15 protein-coding genes and 1 tRNA gene are annotated in these 21,590 nt (G+C 61.8%); 7 read left to right on the forward strand and 9 right to left on the reverse strand.

Going from position 1 to position 21,590, the window contains the following annotated elements:
* Positions 1–218: 218 nt before the first annotated feature.
* The 3 genes from FYJ40_RS08200 to FYJ40_RS08210 form a co-directional block, all read right to left on the reverse strand.
* Positions 219–1,706, reverse strand: a complete 1,488-nt coding sequence (locus FYJ40_RS08200) for a hypothetical protein (RefSeq protein WP_154518414.1) — start codon at positions 1,704–1,706, stop codon at positions 219–221.
* A gap of 232 nt (positions 1,707–1,938) precedes the next feature.
* The gene (locus FYJ40_RS08205) at positions 1,939–2,946 is read right to left on the reverse strand and encodes a DUF5692 family protein (protein ID WP_154518417.1); all 1,008 of its coding nucleotides are present in this window, start codon (positions 2,944–2,946) and stop codon (positions 1,939–1,941) included.
* Between the two features lie 62 nt (positions 2,947–3,008).
* Positions 3,009–3,671 carry a TetR/AcrR family transcriptional regulator gene (locus tag FYJ40_RS08210; protein ID WP_154518420.1) on the reverse strand — a complete coding sequence of 221 codons (663 nt, stop codon included), beginning with the start codon at positions 3,669–3,671 and terminating at the stop codon, positions 3,009–3,011.
* A 189-nt stretch (positions 3,672–3,860) separates the two neighbouring features.
* On the opposite strand from FYJ40_RS08210, the gene FYJ40_RS08215 reads away from it, so the two are divergent.
* The 7 genes from FYJ40_RS08215 to FYJ40_RS08245 all read left to right on the forward strand — a co-directional run bounded on the left by FYJ40_RS08215 (position 3,861) and on the right by FYJ40_RS08245 (position 11,088).
* Positions 3,861–6,638 (forward strand): FAD-dependent oxidoreductase, encoded by a 2,778-nt coding sequence (locus FYJ40_RS08215; protein WP_195838623.1) that lies wholly within the window; start codon positions 3,861–3,863, stop codon positions 6,636–6,638.
* Positions 6,639–6,836: 198 nt separating this feature from the next.
* Positions 6,837–7,256, forward strand: a complete 420-nt coding sequence (locus FYJ40_RS08220; protein WP_154518423.1) for a hydrogenase maturation nickel metallochaperone HypA — start codon at positions 6,837–6,839, stop codon at positions 7,254–7,256.
* 338 nt (positions 7,257–7,594) lie between these two features.
* On the forward strand, positions 7,595–8,584 hold the full coding sequence (locus FYJ40_RS08225; RefSeq protein ID WP_154518426.1) for a PTS sugar transporter subunit IIB: 990 nt from the start codon (positions 7,595–7,597) through the stop codon (positions 8,582–8,584).
* An 18-nt stretch (positions 8,585–8,602) separates the two neighbouring features.
* Positions 8,603–9,421 carry a PTS mannose/fructose/sorbose transporter subunit IIC gene (locus FYJ40_RS08230; RefSeq protein WP_055285302.1) on the forward strand — a complete coding sequence of 273 codons (819 nt, stop codon included), beginning with the start codon at positions 8,603–8,605 and terminating at the stop codon, positions 9,419–9,421.
* A 16-nt stretch (positions 9,422–9,437) separates the two neighbouring features.
* On the forward strand, positions 9,438–10,358 hold the full coding sequence (locus FYJ40_RS08235) for a PTS system mannose/fructose/sorbose family transporter subunit IID (protein WP_154518429.1): 921 nt from the start codon (positions 9,438–9,440) through the stop codon (positions 10,356–10,358).
* A 120-nt stretch (positions 10,359–10,478) separates the two neighbouring features.
* Complete coding sequence (locus FYJ40_RS08240) at positions 10,479–10,877, forward strand: DUF956 family protein (protein ID WP_154518432.1); 399 nt, start codon at positions 10,479–10,481, stop codon at positions 10,875–10,877.
* Between the two features lie 135 nt (positions 10,878–11,012).
* Positions 11,013–11,088: transfer RNA gene (locus FYJ40_RS08245), tRNA-Arg, on the forward strand.
* Positions 11,089–11,386: 298 nt separating this feature from the next.
* Here FYJ40_RS08245 and pknB read toward each other — a convergent pair.
* The 6 genes from pknB to FYJ40_RS08275 all read right to left on the reverse strand — a co-directional run bounded on the left by pknB (position 11,387) and on the right by FYJ40_RS08275 (position 21,571).
* Positions 11,387–13,336, reverse strand: a complete 1,950-nt coding sequence (gene pknB / locus FYJ40_RS08250; protein ID WP_154518435.1) for a Stk1 family PASTA domain-containing Ser/Thr kinase — start codon at positions 13,334–13,336, stop codon at positions 11,387–11,389.
* Between the two features lie 133 nt (positions 13,337–13,469).
* Complete coding sequence (locus FYJ40_RS08255; RefSeq protein ID WP_154518438.1) at positions 13,470–16,340, reverse strand: FtsW/RodA/SpoVE family cell cycle protein; 2,871 nt, start codon at positions 16,338–16,340, stop codon at positions 13,470–13,472.
* Between the two features lie 16 nt (positions 16,341–16,356).
* Positions 16,357–18,294 carry a Stp1/IreP family PP2C-type Ser/Thr phosphatase gene (locus FYJ40_RS08260; RefSeq protein ID WP_154518441.1) on the reverse strand — a complete coding sequence of 646 codons (1,938 nt, stop codon included), beginning with the start codon at positions 18,292–18,294 and terminating at the stop codon, positions 16,357–16,359.
* Entirely contained in the window at positions 18,291–18,707 is a 417-nt protein-coding gene (locus tag FYJ40_RS08265; protein ID WP_055250779.1) for an FHA domain-containing protein, read from the reverse strand. Before FYJ40_RS08265 ends, FYJ40_RS08260 begins: the two co-directional genes overlap by 4 nt.
* Before the next feature lie 6 nt (positions 18,708–18,713).
* Positions 18,714–19,721, reverse strand: coding sequence for an FhaA domain-containing protein (locus FYJ40_RS08270; protein ID WP_370450675.1), 1,008 nt, complete (start codon positions 19,719–19,721; stop codon positions 18,714–18,716).
* The gene (locus tag FYJ40_RS08275) at positions 19,718–21,571 is read right to left on the reverse strand and encodes a serine/threonine-protein kinase (RefSeq protein ID WP_154518444.1); all 1,854 of its coding nucleotides are present in this window, start codon (positions 21,569–21,571) and stop codon (positions 19,718–19,720) included. The genes FYJ40_RS08270 and FYJ40_RS08275 overlap by 4 nt, the downstream gene beginning before the upstream one ends.
* Positions 21,572–21,590 lie beyond the last annotated feature (19 nt).

The raw sequence follows: 21,590 nt of genomic DNA on the forward strand, positions 1-21,590 counted from the left end.
GGGCAGGGGCTGACGGCCGTCCGGGGCGGTCGGCCAGCGACCACCGGTACGGCTCAATCGTATAGCCGTGCAACGGAAAAGAGCCGCCCTTTCGGACGACTCAAACTGTAATGGGGCTTTTTTAGCTGCCCCGGCTGGTAATGTGCCGGTTTAGTCGATTAACGGTCGGGGCAGCTAAAAAAGCCCCGTCCCAAATTAGCTACCCTCGCTGCGGCCGGCTAGTCCTGGGCCTTGATGCTTGGCATCAGAATCTGGGCGAGGTAGTCGGTCTCGAGTTTGGTGGCAGCGTCGGCCTTGCCGTCTTTGCCGACCAGTACGTTCTTGATCTGGCTATAGGTATAGCGGTTGCCGGTTGTAAGCTCGACAAGATCGATGGCCGTGTCCATGGGGTAGGTCGACACGGGGTCTTGCGTGCGCCCGTTGATGGTCTGGGGCACCACATACGGATAGACGGGGCCGCTGGCGTAGACCGTGTAGCCGTTGCCAAGGCTTGCCGCACCCAAAACCGTATCGCCCTTATCGGGCGTAAAGCTCTCGCCGTCGCGCGCTGCGACAAGCGTCACGATCGGCGTATTGCTGTCGCTGGCAAGATAGATGCACAGCGTATTGCCGTTTTGCCAAGTCGCGACTTTGCCGTACCACTCAACGGGAATATCGAGCTGATACAGGTTCGTTGCCTTATGCCGAGCATCGGCGTCGCGGGCCGCCTGCGCCTCGCGGGAACTCATGGCATTGACGGCGGCGTCACGGCGCGCGGTTGCCGCCTGCTGGAGCACCTTTGCGACCGCGGCAGAGCTCGTGCCGCCCTCCTCGGCGTACTTGGCCGCGGCATCGATCTGGTCGTCGGTCACCGTGTCTGCCGAAGGTACCTTAAGCTTAAAGGATGCCTGAGCGCTCAGGTCCTGCCCGTCGCTCTTTACGCTAACCTGCGCCTTGGTGGTTGGCACGGTGTAAATGGTACCGTCGGCTGCGATGGGGGACCCAGCGATGGAGAGCGTATAGTCGCCAGGCAGCAGCTTAATACCGCGACCGTGCTCGTCAACGTAGAGCGTTTCGCTCACGGAGGAGCCGTCAGAGTCTTGCCCGCTCACCTGCACGGGAATCTTGGATCCGGTGGAACAGTCGAGCCCTGCGGCATGGACGCCAATCTGCACCGACATCATGGTGTGGGCGTTGACGGCAGCGACGGCGGCCTGTTCTTGTTGGTATCCGTTCCAAGCGGCATAGCCCGCGCCGCCGGCAACGAGCGCGGCGGCAACGACGCCGGCAACCATCAAATTGCGTCGCTTGGGCGACATATTGTGATGGCGAGCCTTGGCTTCGCGTGCCGAGGGAACGGACGGCAGGGGAATATCGCCCATGGCGATGGTCTCGTCGACGGCCGGCGCAGAACCCAGGCCAGGAAGCTCGCGGGTGAGCGATTCGTCGGTCGGCAAGCTGCCAAGCAGGGCGGTCTCTTCTCCCGAGGCGGATTCCGACTGGACGTCATCCTTGCTATCGTCCTCTTCGGCTTCGGCCTCGTCAGAAGCGTCTTTGGCGTCGCTGCCTTCGTCCTCAGTGCCTTCGCGCACCTCGTCTTGCGCGTCGACGGCCAAGTCGCTCAACGAGAGCTCGTCTAGCGCAATCCGGTCAAGGCTCTCCAGGGCCTCGGCACATGCTTCCGCATCCTGGGCCGCATCCTCGCGGCCACGTGTCTCATCGCTCATATATCCCCCAATGCAATATCGGCTCAACACTGTACCCAAAAATGGAGCCATATAAAGCGCATGCGAAATATAAGATCCGATTTAACCCGAGCGTATCGTTCAGCCGCATCCTCGCGGCAGCAAAAGGCCCCCGGAACGCGAACGAATCACATTCCGGGGGCTCTGCAGTGCGTTGAGTTGCGCGGAGCCGGCTATGCCGCCTCGTGATCAAGCGATGTTTGCGTCAGGCGCGTTACTCGGCGTGCGCGTAATCAACCTTGGCGCGACGGGCAGTGGCCTTCTCCCAATCGCTGGTGCCCTCAAAGACATCCTGCTTGTAGGGATTGCGGCCGAGCTTCTTGGCGCGGTAGGCGACGTAGATGATCGCGGCGATGTTGGCGACCAGTGCGACGATCGAGACCGCGGTGGCGGCGCCGGGGTCGAGCGTGGAGTGCGTCACAAAGATGGACTCCTCCTGGAAGTAGGGGAACACCTGGGCAAACATGCACCAAATGGCCAGCGTAAAGGCGCGGTTCTGGATCCAGCCGCCCTTGTTCCAGATAAAGGCGGCGACGGTGGGCGCCAGCAGCAGCGCAAAGCCGCAGAACCAGGAGTGGGTGGGCAGGCAGTTGTAGGTGTAGCAGAAGTTCCAGATGTCGTAGGCGATGATGTAGACCCAGGTCATGTCGGGCCACAGCATGTCGGTCTTGTCCTCGGAGGCGTAGACGCTCCACCAACCGGTCATGCAGAAGATGTTGATGATACCGGCGATGCCGTTGAACACGTTGTTCCAGCCGGCCAGCTGCGTAGCACCTTCGGAGGTGACCCAGGTGGACTCGCCCAGGACAAAGAAGTGATAGGCGCTCTCAAAGTCGGACACGACGGCGATCAAGATGTTGATGGCGACGATCACAAACGGCCATGCGCGGAACCAATGCGCCTTGCCGATCTTGCCCCACTGGTACTTAATGGCAATGAAGCCCCAGCAGCCGGCCAGCGCCGCGTATACCTTGGCGTAATGGAACCAGCTGTTCTGGTATACATGGGTGGGGTTGGTGAGCGCCCACTCGGCACCCTGCGAAACGCCGACGGCGATGGCGATGCAGTAGATGGTCATGGCCAGCGGAGCCACGCCAAAGATGATGGCCGCGCCGAGCTTGGTACGGCGGCCGACCTCGTTGAGTACGATCAAGCCGATAAAGACCATCGCCCAGCCGGCCCAGTGGATAAGGGTATCGCTACCCCAAACATCGAACAGCATGCTGCTCTCCTTTCATACGCCCGCGGCCCCTCTTCCGTCGCGGGCAGTTTGGCCAAATGTCATCAGTTCCTGGGCTTGCGCTCGGAATACTTGGCGGTGTAGCCCTCGATGTGGAGTGTCGAGGCGATAATCTCCTTAACCGTCTCGTCGGGCACATCGGGGTGCGTGCGGATGTACATCAACAGCCCCATGATGAGGGTGTAAAACGTCTCGTAGACATGGTCGATGCGCAGGTCATGATGGGCGACAAAGTCCACCACGGTGGTGTCGCAGATGTATTGTGCCACGCGCTGGACCACGTTGTGCAGAAAGCCGCCGTAGAGCGCGCCGCTGCTCGAGGTGAGCGTGCTCGGCAGCTCGTGGCCGCTCACAACCAGGCGCTTAAAGAGCGGGGCGACGGTGTCGAGTGCGCCCTCGATATCACCGACGGTGCGGCTGGCATTCCACTGCTCGAGCTCGGAGATAAAACCGTCGATTGCCTCGTCCATGACGGCGGTGACGGCGGCGTCCATGTCGACGAAGTAGTGGTAGAACAGCGAGCGCGTGCAGCCGGCTCGCTTGGTCACGGCCGAGACGGATAGATGGGACACGCCCAGCTCGGAGCTCACGGCGCGCACGGCGGCGAGAATCTCGCGACGGCGCTCGTCACCTGTCAGGCGCTTTGCCGCGCTGTCGGGCGTGGGGACGGCGTCGGCCACAGGGGTGCTCGCTGCGTTATCGCTCATGCGCTTGCCGCCTTTCATCCGTTTGGGCCCGACCGTTCGCCTAATAGTCTTGAATATTGTTGACGGTTCGTCAATACTATTTTTGACATAATGTCAACAATGGCGGGTGAACGGCATGGGGGCATGCCCGGCCTGCAAAAAAGAGGGGTGCTGCGGCCTCGTCGGGCTGCGGCAAGAGAAGGGACAACCATGATTCTCAACGGACCGGGAATTAGCTACACCGAGCCCGACATCGGTTCGGAGTTCGTGCCGCCGCTGCCGGAGCATCCGCGCGAGGCCATTGTCAAGCTGTGCGAGCATTGCACCAACCGTCTGCTGCATCGCGACGAGCTGCTGGGCTACGAGTACTGGTCGTTTGCCGAGGCCGCAACCGACGAGCAGGCCGAAGTGCTCTGCAAGATGAAGATGCGCCGTCCCTATACGCTGCCCGAGATGGTCAAGCTCACCGGCATGCCCGAGGCCCAGATCGAGAAGATGCTCGACGACATGAGCTACACGGGCCTGCTCGAGTACAACTGGGAAAATCCCGAGCGCGCCAAGCAGTGGGTGCTGCCCATGCTGGTACCGGGTTCCGCCGAGTTCCTCAACATGCGCGTGAACCAGCTCGAGGAGCATCCGGTCTATGCCAAGTTCTTTGAGCAGGCGTCCAAGGGGCCGCTGTCCAAAGCCACGCCGATGGTGCCGCCCGGAGGCGCCGGCATCGGCATGCACGTCATTCCGGTCGAGAAGGCTATCGATGCTTCGAGCACCTCGGTGCCGATCGAGCATATCGAGCATTGGCTCGACAAATACGAGGGCAAATATGCCGCCAGCACCTGCAGCTGCCGCGCGAGCCGTCGTGTGATGGGCGAGGGCTGCGCCGACGACCCCGCCGACTGGTGCATTGCCGTGGGCGATATGGCCGACTATGTGGTTGAGACCGACCGCGGCCATTATGTGACGCGTGAGGAGGTCTATGACATCTTGCGCCAGGCCGAGGACAACGGCTTTGTGCACCAGATCACCAATATCGACGGCGAGAACAAGATCTTCGCCATCTGCAACTGCAACGTCAACGTGTGCTACGCCCTGCGCACCTCGCAGCTGTTCAACACGCCTAACCTGTCGCGCTCGGCCTATGTCGCCAAAGTCGAGAAGGACAAGTGCGTGGCCTGCGGTCGCTGCGTTGAGGTGTGCCCGGCCGGTGCCGTCAAGCTCGGCCAGAAGCTCTGCAGCAAAAAGGCCGGCGGACAGGTGCCCGAGTATCCGCGCCAGGAGCTGCCCGATGCCACCAAGTGGGACCACACCAAGTGGTCGCCCAACTACCGCAACGACAACCGCATCGAGACACACGATTCCGGCACCGCGCCCTGCAAGACGGCCTGCCCCGCGCACATTGCCGTTCAGGGCTATCTGAAGCTCGCGGCGCAGGGCCGCTATGACGAGGCGCTAGCGCTCATCAAGCGCGAGAACCCGCTGCCCGCTATCTGCGGCCGTGTGTGCAATCGCCGCTGCGAGGATGCCTGCACTCGCGGTCGCGTGGACGAGGCCGTGGCCATCGACGAGGTCAAGAAGTTTATCGCCCAGCGCGATCTGGATGCCGCGACCCGCTATGTCCCACCTGTGGTGACCCCGACGCGCGCCGGCGGCTTCGACCAGAAGATCGCCATCATCGGTGCCGGTCCGGCCGGCCTGTCCTGCGCTTTCTACCTGGCCGAGAAGGGCTACAAGCCCGTCGTGTTCGAGAAGAATGAGCGTCCGGGCGGCATGCTCACCTATGGCATTCCCAGCTTTAAGCTGCAGAAGGATGTTATCGAGGCCGAGGTCGAGGTCATTCGCCTGATGGGCGCCGAGTTCCGCTATGGCGTGGAGGTCGGTCGCGATGTGACGCTCGACGAGCTGCGCGAGCAGGGCTTTAAGGCCTTTTATGTTGCCATTGGCTGCCAGGGCGGCCGCCTCGCCGGTATTCCGGGCGAGGATGCCGAGGACGTGACCGTGGCCGTCGACTTTTTGCGCAAGGTCAACAGTGGCAAGATCGACGCGCTGCCCGGCCGCACCATCGTGGTGGGCGGCGGCAATGTGGCTATCGACGTCGCGCGCAACGCCTGCCGCCTGGGTTCCGAGCACGTTGAGATGTTCTGCCTGGAGAGCGAGGCCCAGATGCCCGCCAGCGAGGAGGAGCGTCGCGAGGCCGTTGAGGACGGCGCCCACATCAGCTGCGGCTGGGGCCCCAAGGAGGTCCATCTGGACGAGGCCGGTCGCGTATGTGGCATTACCTTTAAGCGCTGCACGCGCGTCTTTGACGACGAGGGCCGTTTTGCGCCCGAGTACGACGAGAACGACCTGCGTCGTGTCGACGCCGACCGTGTGGTCATGTCGATCGGTCAGTCCATCGTGTGGGGCGACCTGCTGGCTGGCTCCAAGGTGGAGCTTGGCCGTGGCCAGGGTGCCCTTGCCGATCCTCAGACCTACCAGACCGCCGAGCCCGACATCTTTGTGGGCGGCGACGTCTACACCGGTCCGAGCTTTGCCATCAACGCCATCGCTGCCGGTCACGAGGCCGCCGTGTCCATCCACCGCTTTGTGCAACCGGGCTCCACGCTCACCATCGGCCGCAACCAGCGCCGCTACATCGCGCTCGATCGGGACGATGTCGTGATTGAGAGCTATGACAACGCGAGCCGCGAGGTTGCCCACGTGGACCGCGAGCGCGAGAAGGCCGCGCCGTTTAGCGAGTACGTCGAGACCTTTACCGAAGAGCAGGTGCGCGCCGAGACCGCCCGTTGTCTGGGTTGCGGCGCCTCGATCGTCGACCCCAACAAGTGCATCGGCTGCGGTCTGTGCACCACCAAGTGCGCGTTCGACGCCATCCACCTGAATCGCGACCGCCCCGAGTGCTCCACGATGGTCAAATACGAGCAAAAGCTCCCCAGCTTGGGCAAGTACGCGCTCAAGCGTGCCATCAAGATCAAATTCGGGAAGAAGTAATGAGGTTCCGCCGTTCTAACGAACGGCGGCACTGCCGACGCTGCGCGGCGCCCAGATACCCCATCTTGCCCCTCAACTGCGGCACCGCGGGCGAAAGCCCAGCGGACGCCTTGTTTCGGGGCAACCTGGGGTACCTGGATCGCCGCTCGCTGATATATGGATTGACATCGTATCAACCGCTGCAGAAGGGTTTTCGCCTTGCATGAATTGGGAATCGTTTACCACATCATTCGCGATGTCGAGAACGTGGCGCGCGCCAATGGCGTGAGTCGCGTTTCGAGCGTCACGCTGCTGCTGGGCGAGGTCTCGGGCGTCGTTCCCGACTTGCTGCTCGACGCTTGGCGCTGGGCGGCAGATAAAAAGCCTATCACCGAGGGCACGGAGCTTATCGTGGAGCCTGTCGAGGCCGTGACGCATTGCGAGGCGTGCGGCCGTAACTATGCGACGGTCGAGCACGGCAAGATCTGCCCCCATTGCGGTAGCGGCGAGACATACCTGCTGCAGGGCCAGGAGGTCATGATCAAGCAGATCGAGACCCCCGACGAGGACCCGGCAGACACTGTTCCCGATGACCCCTCCGACGCCGTCGACGCCGCTAACCCTCTCCACATCGCCTAACATCCAATGGCTACATGGGCTAGAGTTCTAAAGATATTTGCTTCGGTTAGTCAAGTCATGTCTGTTTAAACAAAATGGCGGCAGCACAAGCGCATTCGCGCTTGCCTAAAATCGATATTAATGACCAGCCTGCTTGTATCTGTAAAATGAATGGCTTGATAAGTGACGCCTTGGCGTGTAATCCGTCAAAAAGCAGTAACGTAATCAACTTGTAACAGACCTAGACGTTTAAACAAATTATCCAATCATTCGCATTTTTCTCTATAATTTTACAGGACGAACAGGTATACTCCTTTCATGTCGTGTAGGAAATACGTAGACAAAGAGGAGGTTATGTGATGGTAAGTATTGTTCTTGCTAGCCACGGGGACTTGGCAGCCGGAATCAAGCAGACGGGCTCGATGGTCTTTGGCGATCAGCCGTCTGTGGCCGTGGTCTCGCTCGAGCCGAGCATGGGCCCCGACGACTTCCGTGCCAAGGTCGAGGAAGCAATCGCTTCCTTCGAGGACCAGGAGCAGGTGCTCTTCCTCGTTGATCTGTGGGGCGGCACGCCGTTCAACCAGATCAGCGGTCTCATCGAGGGCCACGATTCCTGGGCTATCGTCACCGGTGTCAACCTGCCTATGCTCATCGAGGCATATTCGCAGCGCTTTGACGCAAAGAACACTGCACATGCGATCGCAAAACATCTCGTGACTGAGGCTAAGGCTGGCGTGCGCGTCAAGCCCGAGTCTCTGGAGCCCGAGGAGAAGAAGCCGGCCACGGCCGCCGCTGCTCCTGCAGGCGCCATCCCTCCGGGAACGGTCATCGGCGATGGGCACATCAAGATCGCCCACGTCCGTATCGACACCCGTCTGCTGCATGGTCAGGTGGCCACCACGTGGACCAAGCAGATCAACCCCAACCGCATCATCGTGGTTTCCGACGGCGTTGCTCACGACGAGCTCCGCAAGACCATGATCGAGCAGGCTGCCCCTCCGGGAGTCCATGCCAACGTCGTGCCCATCAAGAAGATGGCCGAGGTTGTCAAGGACACGCGCTTTGGTGACACCAAGGCCATGCTGCTCTTTGAGAACCCGCAGGATCTGCTCAAGGCTATCGAGGCCGGCGTCGACATCAAGGAAGTCAACATCGGTTCCATGGCTCACTCCAAGGGCAAGGTCGTCGTCACCAACGCCGTCGCTATGGGCGATGACGACGTCAAGACTCTCGAGGCCCTCAAGGCCAAGGGCGTCAAGTTCGAGGTCCGCAAGGTTCCTTCGGATTCCTCCGAGGATCTCGACGCCATGTTGAAGAAAGCTAAGGCCGAACTGGCCGCTCAAGCATAGTAAAGGAGGGTCCGATACATGTCTGCAATCACTATTCTGCTTGTTGCGATTGTCGCGTTGCTTGCCGGTATGGAAGGCATTCTGGATGAGTTCCAGTTCCATCAGCCGCTCGTGGCATGCACGCTTATCGGTCTCGTAACCGGTCACCTTCAGGAGGGCATCCTCCTGGGCGGTTCGCTCCAGATGATGGCCCTTGGCTGGGCTAACGTCGGCGCTGCCGTCGCGCCTGACGCCGCTCTGGCCTCGGTCGCTTCTTCGATTATCATGGTGCTCGCCCTCAACGGTGGCGCCACCGATTCGGCCAAGGCCGTTACCGCCGCCATCGCCGTCGCAGTCCCGCTGTCGGTCGCTGGTCTGTTCCTGACCATGATCTGCCGTACCCTGGCTACCGCTATCGCTCACGCCATGGACGGTTGCGCCGAGAAGGGCGACTTCTCCGGCATCGAGCGCTGGCAGTACGCCGCCATCCTCATGCAGGGCCTTCGTATCGCCATCCCGGCAGTACTTCTGTGCATCATCCCGGCCGAGGCAGTTACCAACGCGCTTAACGCTATGCCCGACTGGCTGTCCGGCGGCATGGCTGTCGGCGGCGGCATGGTCGCTTCCGTCGGTTACGCCATGGTCATCAATATGATGGCCACCAAGGAGACCTGGCCGTTCTTCATCCTCGGCTTTGTCCTTGCTGCCATCCCTCAGCTCACGCTGATCGCTCTTGGCCTCATCGGCATCTCCCTTGCCCTCATCTACCTTGGCCTCAAGGATCTGGCCAAGCAGGGTGGCGGCATGGGCGGTGGCTCCGGTGACCCGCTCGGCGACATTCTGAACGATTACGAGTAGGAGGGGAGTGATACATATGGCAGAGAACAAGATTCAGCTCACCAAGGCTGACCGCAAGAAGGTTTGCTTCCGTCATCAGTTCCTTCAGGGCTCGTGGAACTACGAGCGTATGCAGAATGGCGGCTGGTGCTTCGCAATGATCCCTGCGATCAAGAAGCTCTACACCAGCAAGGACGACCAGATTTCCGCGCTTAAGCGCCACCTGGAGTTCTATAACACCCATCCCTATGTTTCCGCCCCCGTCATTGGCGTTACCCTCGCTCTCGAGGAGGAGCGCGCCAACGGTGCACCGATCGATGACGTCGCCATTCAGGGCGTCAAGGTCGGTATGATGGGCCCGCTCGCCGGCGTCGGCGACCCCGCCTTCTGGTTCACCCTTCGCCCGATCCTGGGCGCTCTGGGCGCTTCCCTGGCCCTGTCCGGCAGCATCGCCGGTCCGCTGCTGTTCTTCTTCGCGTGGAATATCATCCGTTACGCCTTCCTGTGGTACACGCAGGAGTTTGGCTATAAGGTCGGCTCCTCCATCGCCAAGGACCTCTCCGGCGGTCTGATGGGCAAGGTCACCGAGGGTGCTTCCATCCTGGGTATGTTCATCATCGGCGCCCTGGTCGAGCGCTGGGTGTCCATCTCCTTCACCCCGGTCGTCTCCAAGGTCACGCAGTCTGCCGGCGCCTTCATTGACTGGGCTAACCTACCTTCCGGTGCCGAGGGCATCAAGGAAGCGCTGACGATGTACAACTCCGTCGGTGCTACCGCCCTTGATCAGGTGAAGGTCACCACGCTTCAGGCTAACCTCGATCAGCTCATCCCCGGCCTTGCTGCCGTGTGCCTGACGCTGTTCGTCTGCAAGCTGCTCAAGAAGAAGGTCAGCCCGATTGTCATCATCCTGGCTCTCTTCGCCGTCGGTATCATCGGTCGCGTTTGCGGCTTCATGTAAGCGCGCTTCGGCTTACGACCGAGAGTTGCTAGGCAAGGGCTTTTGAGCCATTGAAACGGACCGCACCCGGTGGGTACACTGGATGCGGTCCGATTGTTTTATTTGGAGGGCGAGGCGCGCATGGCGCAATCTCAGAACAGCACGGTCGATCTGGCAACACCGGCAACCTGCCTGATGGGGCTTACCAGCCACGGTAACGTGATGGTGGGCAATAAGGCGTTCGAGTATTACAACGAGCGCAATCCCGAGGATTTTATTCAAATTCCGTGGGACGAGGTCGACTATATTGCCGCCGAGGTTTTGCGCGGCACTAAGAAGATCACGCGTTTTGCTATCTTTACCAAGGATAACGGCCACTTTACGTTTTCGACGCGCGACGACAAAGAGACGCTTCGTGCGGTTCGTAGGTACGTCGACGAGGATAAACTCGTGCGTTCGCCCGACTTTATCGATGTGACGGCCAAGGGCGCCAAGAGCATCCCCTCCGTTATCAAAAACCTCTTCCACAAAGGCAACTAGCTCCTCATAAGTTGCGGTGAAATAGTTCCTAAATACGGCTTTAGATGCTTCAGACAGGAACTATTCCACCGCAACTTCGAAGTCTAGTCATGCGACGTATGGCGATGCAGTAAATCTGCTACACTAGTACAACATGCCTCCGTAGCTCAGGGGATAGAGCACCGCTCTCCTAAAGCGGGTGTCGACGGTTCGAATCCGCCCGGGGGCACCAGAGGAACATCGAGCCCGGTACTGCTACGGTGCCGGGCTCTTCTGGTCTAAAGGCCGGATTCGGGCCGTCGACACCCGCGTCACCGATTTCTCCGCGGGGGGAGTTTTCGAATCCGCCCGGGGGCACCAGAGCAATATCAAGCCCGGTACCGCTGCGGTACCGGGCTCTTCTGGTTTAAAGGCATGCTGTAGTTTTCGCTGCTTCGGATAAAGAAAGCGCCCGCTTGCTGGGGGAGCAAGCGGGCGCCTGTGAGCGAATATGTTTGCGGCATCAGCCGCTGTGGGCAATGTCTCGATGACTAGTTGGTCGTGCCGGAATCGTCGCCTGAATCGGTGCCAGAGCCAGAAATCGAAACCGTCAGCGTGATCGTGCTGTCGGTGGACTGCTTGCCAGTGGGGGAGACGCCCGTCACGGTGGCGTTTTCGTTACCACTCACGGGGTTGCCGTTCTGATCGCAGAATGCGATGTTGTAGAATCCGGCGTTGTTGAGCGCGGTGACGGCGGAGGAGATACTCTTGCCGTACAGGTTGCCCGGAACGTTTGCCTTGCCGGACTTCTTGGCGATGACGACGGTAATCGTGGCGCCGGGCTTTTGCTTACCGCTGGGGTTCCAGCTAATGACGGTGCCCTCGGTGACGGAATCGTTCTCCTGGTAGGTCACATCGACGCCGAAGCCGGCCATATCGAGGGCGTTGCGTGCCTGAGCCTCGGTCATGTCGGTCAGATCGGGAACGGAGGTGGTGTCGGGTCCACTCGAGACTTTGTACGAAATGGTCGTGCCCTTCTCGACTTCCTTGCCCGCATCGGTGCCCTGTTCAAAGACTTCGCCCTTTTCGGCCTCGTTGGCTTCCTCGGTGGCATTGCCCTTAAGGCCGACGCTTGCCAGCGCCGCCTCTGCCTGGTCCTTGGTCAGACCAACGAGCTGCGGGACATCAACCTTCTCGGAGGGCTTGGGACCCTTGGAGATTACCAGATTCACCTTGGTGCCCTTGGGCTTCTTGGTGTGACCGTTAGGAGTCTGCTCGACAACCTTTCCCTCGTCGACGTCGTCGTTGTAGCTCTGGTCAATGGTTCCGACGTCAAGGCCGGCATCCTTAATCAGTTCGACGGCGGTCTGCTGGTCCTTACCCAACACATCGGGAACCGGGACCTGCTCGCCGCCAAAGAGTCCGGTGGCAAAGGCCACGATGACGCCGATTACGGCTACCGCAGCAACTACGGCGGCGATGATCTTGTTCTTGTTGGATTTGGGCTGCTCGGTGGCGTAAGAGCCGGTTGAACCCGAGACGGAGCTGCGAGCGTTATTTTGTCCGCTCACGCCCGAGACGGGGCGTACCATGGCGCGCGTCTGGTCGGATAGCTCTCGGGTCTTGGTGGCACCCAGGTCGCCAACGGCGCCGATAACGCGCGTAGGCTCCGGCACGTTGACGGCGCGACCAGACAGGTAGCTGTTGAGCACCTGACGCAGCTCGTCGGCCGTCTGGAAACGGTTAGCCGGATCTTTTTCCATGCACTTGAGGATAATGCGCTCAAGATCGGCATCGACACCGGAGTTGATCTGGCTCGGCGGCACGGGCAGCTCGTTGACCTGCTTGAGTGCGACCGAGATGGCATCGTCGCCGTCGAAAGGCACGCGGCCGGTGGCGCACTCGTACATCACGACGCCCAGCGAGTAAATGTCCGAGGTGGGGCCTAGATCCTGCCCGCGGGTCTGCTCGGGACTTACGTAGTGGGCGGTGCCTAAAACGTTGTTGTCCTGCGTAAGGTGGCTGTTCTTGGCGCGCGCGATACCAAAGTCCATGACCTTGATGTTGCCGTCGGGCAGCACCATGATGTTCTGCGGCTTAATATCGCGGTGGATGATCTCGTGCTTGTGGGCGACCGAAAGTGCGGAGCTGATCTGCGAGCCAATCTGAGCGACCTTTTTGGGATCAAGGGCGCCGTGGCTCTTGATGCCGCTCTTAAGGTCGGTGCCGCGCAGGTATTCCATGACGATGTAATAGGTGTCGCCGTCCTTGCCCCAATCGTAGACGCCGACGATATAGGGGGAGGAGAGGCCGGCGGCCGCCTGGGCCTCCTGCTTAAAGCGTGCGGCAAAGGTGGCATCGCCGGCATATTGCGGCAGCATGATTTTGATAGCTACCGTGCGGTCGAGGACCTGGTCCTGTGCACGGTAGACGGTCGCCATGCCGCCTGTCCCTACCTTATCCTTGAGGAGGTATCTTCCCCCGAGGACCCTCTGTTCCATTCCTGCTCCTAACATGACTATTCGCTCAACGATGTGTGTAGTACCAAATTTGAGGCCGCTGGGGCCGTGTGGCGCATTGCCGCTAGCGTTATCGGCCGCGGCACGCCCCATGCTTGCGCATCAATCACGGGCATCACGCTCCCTGGGCGGCAAGCGCCGCGGTCAGGACGATGCCGGCGATCTTTGCCGCCTTGACGTCGTGCTTGTCGTAATCCTCCAAGGCTACCGAGATGGCGACCGTGGGTGAATCGTAAGGCGCAAAACCGACGAACATCGAGTTGACGTTGGTACCGACGGTCTCGGCAGAGCCGGTCTTGCCGGCAACCTTGACGCCCGGAATCTGGGCATCGGTGCCGGTGCCGAATTGAACGACGTCGAGCATGGCCTGTTTGACCTGTTCGGCCGTGGTGGCGCTGACGGCCTGGCCCAGTGAGCGGGACTGCGTGGTCTTGACCACGGTTCCGTCTGGGGCGAGCACCTGGGCAACGAAGAACGGGTCCATGACGACGCCGCTGTTGGCGATGGCCGCCGCGATAACGGCGTTCTGCATGACGGTGGTCTGCGGACCCGGCGTGTGGTCCATGCCGACGGGCTGGCCGGCGCCGGCCCAGGCGGTTTCCCATTCGGTCATGAGCGAGGGGTCGGCCATGATGGACGCCGCGGCGGTTAGGTCCTGACCGAGCTTTTGGCCATAGCCAAAGGCGTTGGCGAACTGTACGAGCGAGCTGGCACCGACCTCGTTTGCCACCTGACCAAAGACGACGTTGGACGACACGGCAAAGGCCTGCTGCAGGCTAATCGTGCCGTAGCTCTCATTGGCGTAGTTGGTGACTGGTGCATTGCCGATATCCATGGAACCGGGCGCCTGATAAGTGCTCGAAAGGCTTGCGGTGCCGGTTTCGAGTGCCGCCGAAAGCGTGACGACCTTAAACGTGGAGCCCGGAGTATAGAGGGCGTCCATGGCGCGGTCGTACATAGAACCGTCCTCACCGCCGCCCGATTGCAGCAGGGCGTCGATGTTGGTGTTGTCGTAGGTGGGCGAGCTGGCGCATGCGAGCACCGCGCCAGTGCGCGGGTCCATGACCACAACGGCGCCCTTAAAGCCCTTGAGAGCCTGTTCGGCGGCCGTCTGGATGCGGGAGTCGATGGTGAGTTTGGCGGTGTTGCCCGGCTGGTTTTGGCCCGCGAGCGACGCGATGGCGTTGTTCCAGCTGGAGTAATCCTTGGAACCGGTGAGCGTGTCGTTCATCACGCTCTCGATGCCGGCGGTACCGTACTGCTGGCTCACATAGCCAACCACATGGGCGGCCAGGTTGCCGTTAGGGTAGGAGCGTGCGTAGGTGCCGTCCTCCTGTTGCAGCGATTCGGCCAGCGTCACGCCGTCGGACGTGATGATGGAGCCGCGCTGGATGTACTTGGAACGGGCGATGGTGTGATTGTTGGTCGGCATATCCTGGTAATCCTTGGCCTTGATGACCTGGACATAGGTGAGGTTGCCGATGAGGATGGCGAACAGGGCCGTAAAGGCAAACACCGCGCGGGTTAGGCGGTTAGCGAGCGCCACGCGGCCGAGCACGCCAGATTCGGGCGTATCGAGCAGGCGACGACGCATGCGCGAGCCGGTGGAGTGGCTGCCACGGCCGTAGGAAGACGAAGAAGCGAAGCGCGTGCCGGCATGCGCCGCGGCAGAAGCGACCTGGTCGTCAGTGATGGCGGCCATGGTACCGGTGCCGGTGAGCTCGGCCTCGCGACCGGTTGCCTCGTCACCGGCGCGCAGCAAAAGCGCGACAATGATAAAGCTCGCCAGCAGCGAGGAGCCGCCCTGACTCATAAAGGGCAGGGTGACGCCGGTCAGCGGAATCAGGCGGGTAACGCCGCCAACGATCAAGAAGGCCTGGAAGCTAATGGCGGCCGTAAGGCCCGTGGCGCTAAATGCGGCAAGGTCGGACTTAGCGCGGGCGGCCGTGGTCAGGCCTCGCACGGCAAAGAGCATAAACAGGACGAGTACGGCGCCGCCGCCCAAAAGGCCCATTTCCTCGCCGATGGCCGAGAAAATGAAGTCGGACTCGACGACGGGGATGTTATTGGCCATGCCATTACCGATGCCAACGCCGATAAGACCGCCGTCAGCCAACGAGAAAAGGGATTGCACAATCTGGTAGCCCTGGCCCTGGGCATCCTTAAAGGGGTCGGCCCAGATCTGGAAACGTACCTGGACATGCGACAGGAACTTGTAGGCGCCCACGGCACCCACTGCCAAAAGCGCAAGGCCGATGACGACATACGAGAAACGTCCCGTGGCGACGTAGAGCATCAGCAAGAAGATGGTGTAGAACAGCACGGCGGAGCCCAAGTCGCGCTCGAAGACCACGACCAGAAGGCATACACCCCACACAGCGAACAGCGGTAGCAGCAGGCGCAGGCGCGGGACCTTGAGGCCCAAGATCTTACGATTGGAGATGGAGAGTAGCTCGCGGTTCTCGGCTAGGTATCCGGCCAAGAACAATACGATAAAAATCTTGGCGAACTCGCCGGGCTGGATGGTGAAGCCGGCGATGCGAATCCACAGCTTGGAGCCCGAGATGGTGGTGCCGATAAAGATGGGCAGCATCAGCAAGATGATGCCGATGATGCCAAAGGTGTACTTGTAGCGCATGACCACATCGAGATTCTTGATCATCGCGAGCGTGCCCACCATCAGTGCCACCGAGACAAACAGAATGACGAGCTGCGAGATGGCGAGGGCGGGTGCCAGACGCGTTACGAACGTGATGCCGATACCCGAAAGCACAAAGACGATGGGCAGGATGGCCGGATCGGCACCGGGCGCCAGGATGCGCACGGCGATATGCGCCGCGGCGAAGGCGGCAAAGAGACCGATCGGCACGGCGAGCGTTTCAAACGAGATGGAAGCGCCTGCGGTGAGCACGTACATCGCATACAGCAGGATGACGGGGAACGCCGAGGCGATGAGCAAGAGCATTTCGGTGTTGCGGCGACTCATAAGCGGCACTCCCTTTCTAATTCTTATCGGAGGCTTCGGCCTCGGCGGACTGTTCGGCGGTTTTTTCGGAATTCGATTTGGAAGTCGATTCCTGGTCGGTGTTGTCGCGAATCGTTTGCGCGTCGATCACCTGGCGGGTCTGTTCCTCATCGATCTGATGACGGTACTTGGAGATAGTGTCCTGCGCGTCGTCGACACTCGTTTGCGGAATGCCTGCTTTCAGACGATTCTGCGTGTCTTCGGGTAGGTCGGATAGCTTGATGGCGGTCGTGCTCTCGAGCCAGTGCAGCTTAAGGCCGAGCGGCTTGCCGGGAATGCCCCGGTAGACCGCGACGGTGTCCTTGTAGGTGCCCAGGTAATACGAGCCGGTGACGCCCGCGTAGGCCCAGATGGCTGCCGCCAGCACAAAAGCGATGCCCAGGATGGCGGCAATGGTGACGTTGCGGCGGCGAACACGCTTCGCCTCGCGCATGACGCCGTCGTCGACCAGGTCCACAACGACTACCGTCACGTTGTCGTGGCCGCCGGCAGCGAGCGCGGCGTCCACCAGGTTGTCGACGCAAATCTGCGCCGTAGACGATTGCGTGGCGATGTTTTCGATTTCGCTATCGGGAATCATGCTCGAAAGGCCGTCCGAGCACAGGATCAGGCGGTCGCCCTCTTCGATGTGCAGGGTAAAGTGGTCGGCATACATGGCGGGGTCCGAACCCAGCGCACGCGTGATAACCGAGCGGTTGGGATGGACGCGCGCCTCGTCGGCCGTAATTTCGCCAGCGTCCACGAGCTCCTCCACATAGGAGTGGTCGCGGGTCACGCGGATGAGCGTGCCCTCGTGGAGCAGGTAGGCGCGCGAGTCGCCCACGTGGGCGATGGCGAGCATGTCGTTTTCGATATAGGCGCAGGTTGCCGTGCAGCCCATACCGGGCTTGCCCAGGCCGTTGAGTGCGGCCTCGATGACGGCGGCGTTGGCAGCTTCGACGGCTGCGGCTAGGCGCGCGGCGTCGGCAGCCTGTGGCGCCGTCTTGGCGATGGTCTCGACCGCGATGGATGAGGCCACCTCGCCGGCGGCGTGACCACCCATGCCGTCGCACACGCAAAAGAGCGGCGACTGTACCAGGTAGGAGTCCTCGTTGTGCGGACGCACGCAGCCAACATCGGAGCGGGCGCCCCACATGAGTTGCGTGGTGGTGCCGGCATCGTAGGTCGAATCGGTCTCGATGCGCTCGTCGGCCAGCGGCTCAAAACTCATGGTCGAACCAGGGTCCTTGAGCTTGGCCTCCACGGCGGCGACATCAATCTCGGCCGTGTCGCCGGGCGAGACGGCGTTGGCCTCGTTGCTCGGGTCGTCGACTTTAGACGTGGCGGGCACTTCGGTTGTGTGGTCGGCAGGCTCTTCGTCTTGCGGGGCGACGGCTGCGGGCTCGGGTGCCGCGAAGTGTGCGGGCGCGGGCGTGCTGTGGGGCTGAGAGGCGTCCTCCGTCGCTGCGACGGGCATCTCTTCGGCCGTAGGCTGCACGGCCTCGGGCACCGATGCGGCCGCGGGGGAGGATGCCGCCGCGGGTGCCGGTGTAGATGCGGGCTCGGGCGCTGCGGAGGGTGCTGGAACTACGGGAAACACCGGTGCCGTGGGCTCGGGGGCCAAAAACACCGCGGCGCTCTCATCGATTGCCGCGGCGACAGACTCGGCAAAGTGGGCCGGCGCAGGTGTAGTTTCCGGTGCCGAAGGTTGATCGGCAACGGCGTGCGCGCCGATGGGGGCATCGGTGGAATTATCTTCATCCTGGCCATCGGTGGGCATCAGATGGTCTTGCGTTACATGTGAAAGAGGCAGGGAGAACACGGTGTCCTCGGGCTCCACGGGCGCAGGGCCCGCCGGGGCGGCATGAGCCGGCACGGCCGCGGGGGCAGCCAGCGCCTCGGACATGGTTGCGGACTTGTTCTCCTCGTCGATCATCGACGGTTCACCTTCATGACCACGTCGCCAATCTGGACTTCGTCGCCCTCGCGCAGCGTTGCGGGCTCCACCAGCTGGCGGCCGTTAACAAGGGTGCCGTTGAGCGAGTTGAGGTCCTCGATAATAAGTGCCGGGCCCTGCAGCGAAAAACGCGCATGCGAGGCAGAGACAAACGGCTCGTTGATGCAGATGTCAGATGACGGCGAACGACCGACGATGACGGGGCCAAGCATATCCACGTGAATACCGCGAATGCCGCGCGGGCCCTTGTCCACATCGATCGTCCAGATGGCAGAGTCGCGGCGCTGGCCGCGCACGAGCCCCACGCCGGTCTTCATGACGGCGAACAAGAAGATATAAAGCAGGACGACCAGTACGATGCGGCCTGCAAAAAGGACGATATCGATGTTCATAAGCGATTAACCCCTAAATTCAAAGGTGCTCAGGCCAAACGTTAGCAGATCGCCGTTGCGCAGCGGGCAGCGTGTGATGCGGCGGTTGTTGACGAGCGTGCCGTTGGTGGAGTTGAGGTCCTCGATCGACCAGTCAGAGCCGGTAAAGGTGAGCTGGGCATGACGGCGCGACACGTTGGGGTCGCGCAGGGCGATGTCGGATACCGAGCGCTCACGACCGATGGTCACCTGTGCGGAGGTGATGTTGTGGCTCTCGCCGCTCACGACGTCGACGAGTTGGGCGAGCGGACGCTGTGGGGCGCGGGGGCTTGCCATGTTGGAGGCGATGCTGGTCGCAGCGCCAAGGCCCACGGCGGCGCCAGTGGCAGCCGCTCCGCCCATACCGGCAAGTGCGTCACGCGAGACGGTTTGCGGCACAGGGATGGGGGCTGCGGGATCGGGGACATTGGGTGCAAAGGGGTCGGCCGCAGCGAGCGGGTCGGGAGTGGCAGCGCGGGGTGTCGGCTGCTGCTGGGGCATGGCGGCCGGGTATTGCTGCGGCGATGCAAACTGCTGCTGGCCGGCGCGGGGGGCGCTTGCGGCACGGCTTGTGGCCGAGCTGTTCTGTCCCAGGCCATTTTGATAGGCGCGCTCTTCCTCGTACAGACGGCCGAGCGTGGGAGCGTCGACGTTCTCGGCAAAGACCGAGAACTTGCCGGCGCGCAGCTGAGGGTCGATCATAAAGCGAACAAGGGGCTCGCCGACAAAGACGTAGCGGCGTTTTTCGGCCTGCGCCTTCACAAACTCGCGCACCTCGCGCGAAAGCTCGGGATAGAACGGGGCAAGCATGGGATCGTCATCGGTGGCGATCAGGATGGTATAGAGCGCCGGCGCGGTGTTGACGCCGTTGATCACCAGAGTTTGATCCTCCATGTCGCGAGCAGCCTGCTTGGCAAGCTTCTTAAAGGAGAACGGGGCACGGGTGGCACCGAAGATGCCGGCCACGTGGTCCTCGAAGATGTTCAGGAAGTTCACGAAAGATCACTCTCCGTATAGGTTCTTTGGTATCCGAGCAAATACAGGCATATCCCAACAATTATAGAGGATAGGATTCCCGCAACCGCCGCCTTGGCGACGACCGTGCCCGCAAGGCTGGCAATTTCCATATGGTGTGCAAGACAAAACGATACGGTCGAGCCGATACCGGCGACGGCAATTGCGACGATGGCGGCGAGGTTTGACCCCTGCTCGGCGCGCTTGGCATGGGTATTGAGCAGCAGCGACGTTGCCGCGGCTGCTGCTGCAATCAGTGCGAAGGCGGCCCAGAGGAACGCGTCGCCCAGCGCTGCGGCGACATTGCCAAGCCCCAGCACGCCTCCCGTAGGGAGGGCAGCTGCGGCCAGGTGGGCAAAAAGCGCGCCTATACCCGTGGCGGCAGCGGCGCTTGCCGGGCCGAGCCAAAACGCCGCGAAGCCCGCGGCGGCCCCGGCGGCAGGGATGGCGTCGCCGGTTAGACAACCTAGCGCAAGCGCGCAGGTGAGTGCCGCGCTCGCGGCCGCTTCGGTGCGTCCCCAGGCAATCCACCATCCGGACATGGCGGCGGCAAAAATGACCGCGACCGGCAGCATCGACAGGATGCCCTGCGCCTGCATGGTGGCGTTGGCCATGAGCACCAAAAAGCCCACGGCCGAGATAGCCGAGCCGATCTGCGGTGCCAAGCCTGCCGCCGCGCCAATAGCGATGGCCGCGGCGACCAGCCCGGGAAGCGCCGCGACGCCCGCTGTCTGCATAAGCAAAAAGCTGAAGGTTGCACACGTTAGCGCCGAGAGACCGCGCATGGCGTAATCGCGCGCGCAGCTCCAGCGCGTGCCCGCCCAACCAAGCGCGGGGTCGACTTCGATGGCGTTATCCTCGTAAGGCAGCGACTCCATATCGTCTGCCGCGTGCTCGTCGTCCGAAAGCTCGCTTACCATCTGCTCCAAGCTGCGACGGCCTTCGCGCACGCTCCCCAAGCCGGCAAGGAGTTGGTCGCAGAATGCCTCGATGCTATCGGGGCGGTCTTGCGGCATAGGGGAGAGGGCGCTCATGAGCGCTGCCTCGGCTCCCGGGGGAAAGTGCGGGATCAGCTCGCTGGGGTAGGTGGCGCCGCCGATGATGCGGTCGAGCGAGTCGGCAGGCGTTGCCGCCATAAAGGGGGCGCTGCCGCACAGGCCCTCGTAGATCACGCAGGCAAGGGCAAAGACATCGGCGCGCTCGTCGACCGTGCCGGTCTCGATATCGAGCTGTTCGGGCGGCATGTAGCCGATGGTGCCGCCGCGCGATCCGCCAAAGCCGCCGGCGGATGACAGCCGCGCCATGCCAAAGTCGGTGAGCTTTACATTGCCCGAGTGGTCAATGAGCACATTGGCGGGCTTTATGTCCAGATGAAGCACGCCGTTTGCATGGGCAAAGGTGAGCGCCTGACCCAACGCGTCGGCAATGGTCGCTGCCTCGTCAAAGGTGAGCGAGTGGCCGTCCACGCGATGCAAAAACTCGGCCAGCGACATGCCGTCGACATACTCCATGACCAGGTAGGCATAGGCGGTGTCATGCGTAAAGTCGATAACCTGCACGATATTGGGATGTTGAAGCATGGCGGCGGTATGTGCCTCGCGCAGTACATCCATGATGTCGCTGGCGGGTATGCCGGAGCCGTTGATAAGAGGGATGCGCTTAATGGCCACGCGACGACGCAGGTGCGTGTCGCGGCAAATCTCGATGGAGCCAAAACCGCCGGTCGCAAGCGTCTCGAGCGGCTGGTACCGCTTGAGCAGCTCGCGAGAGCTGGTGCCCTCCAAAGGGACGTCCGGCGAGAACCGGGCGGTATGTTGCGAGAAAAGCGGCATGGCCAACCCTCGTGCGTTT

The organism is Collinsella sp. WCA1-178-WT-3 (M1), from assembly GCF_009696325.1.
Classification (GTDB): Bacteria; Actinomycetota; Coriobacteriia; order Coriobacteriales; family Coriobacteriaceae; genus Collinsella.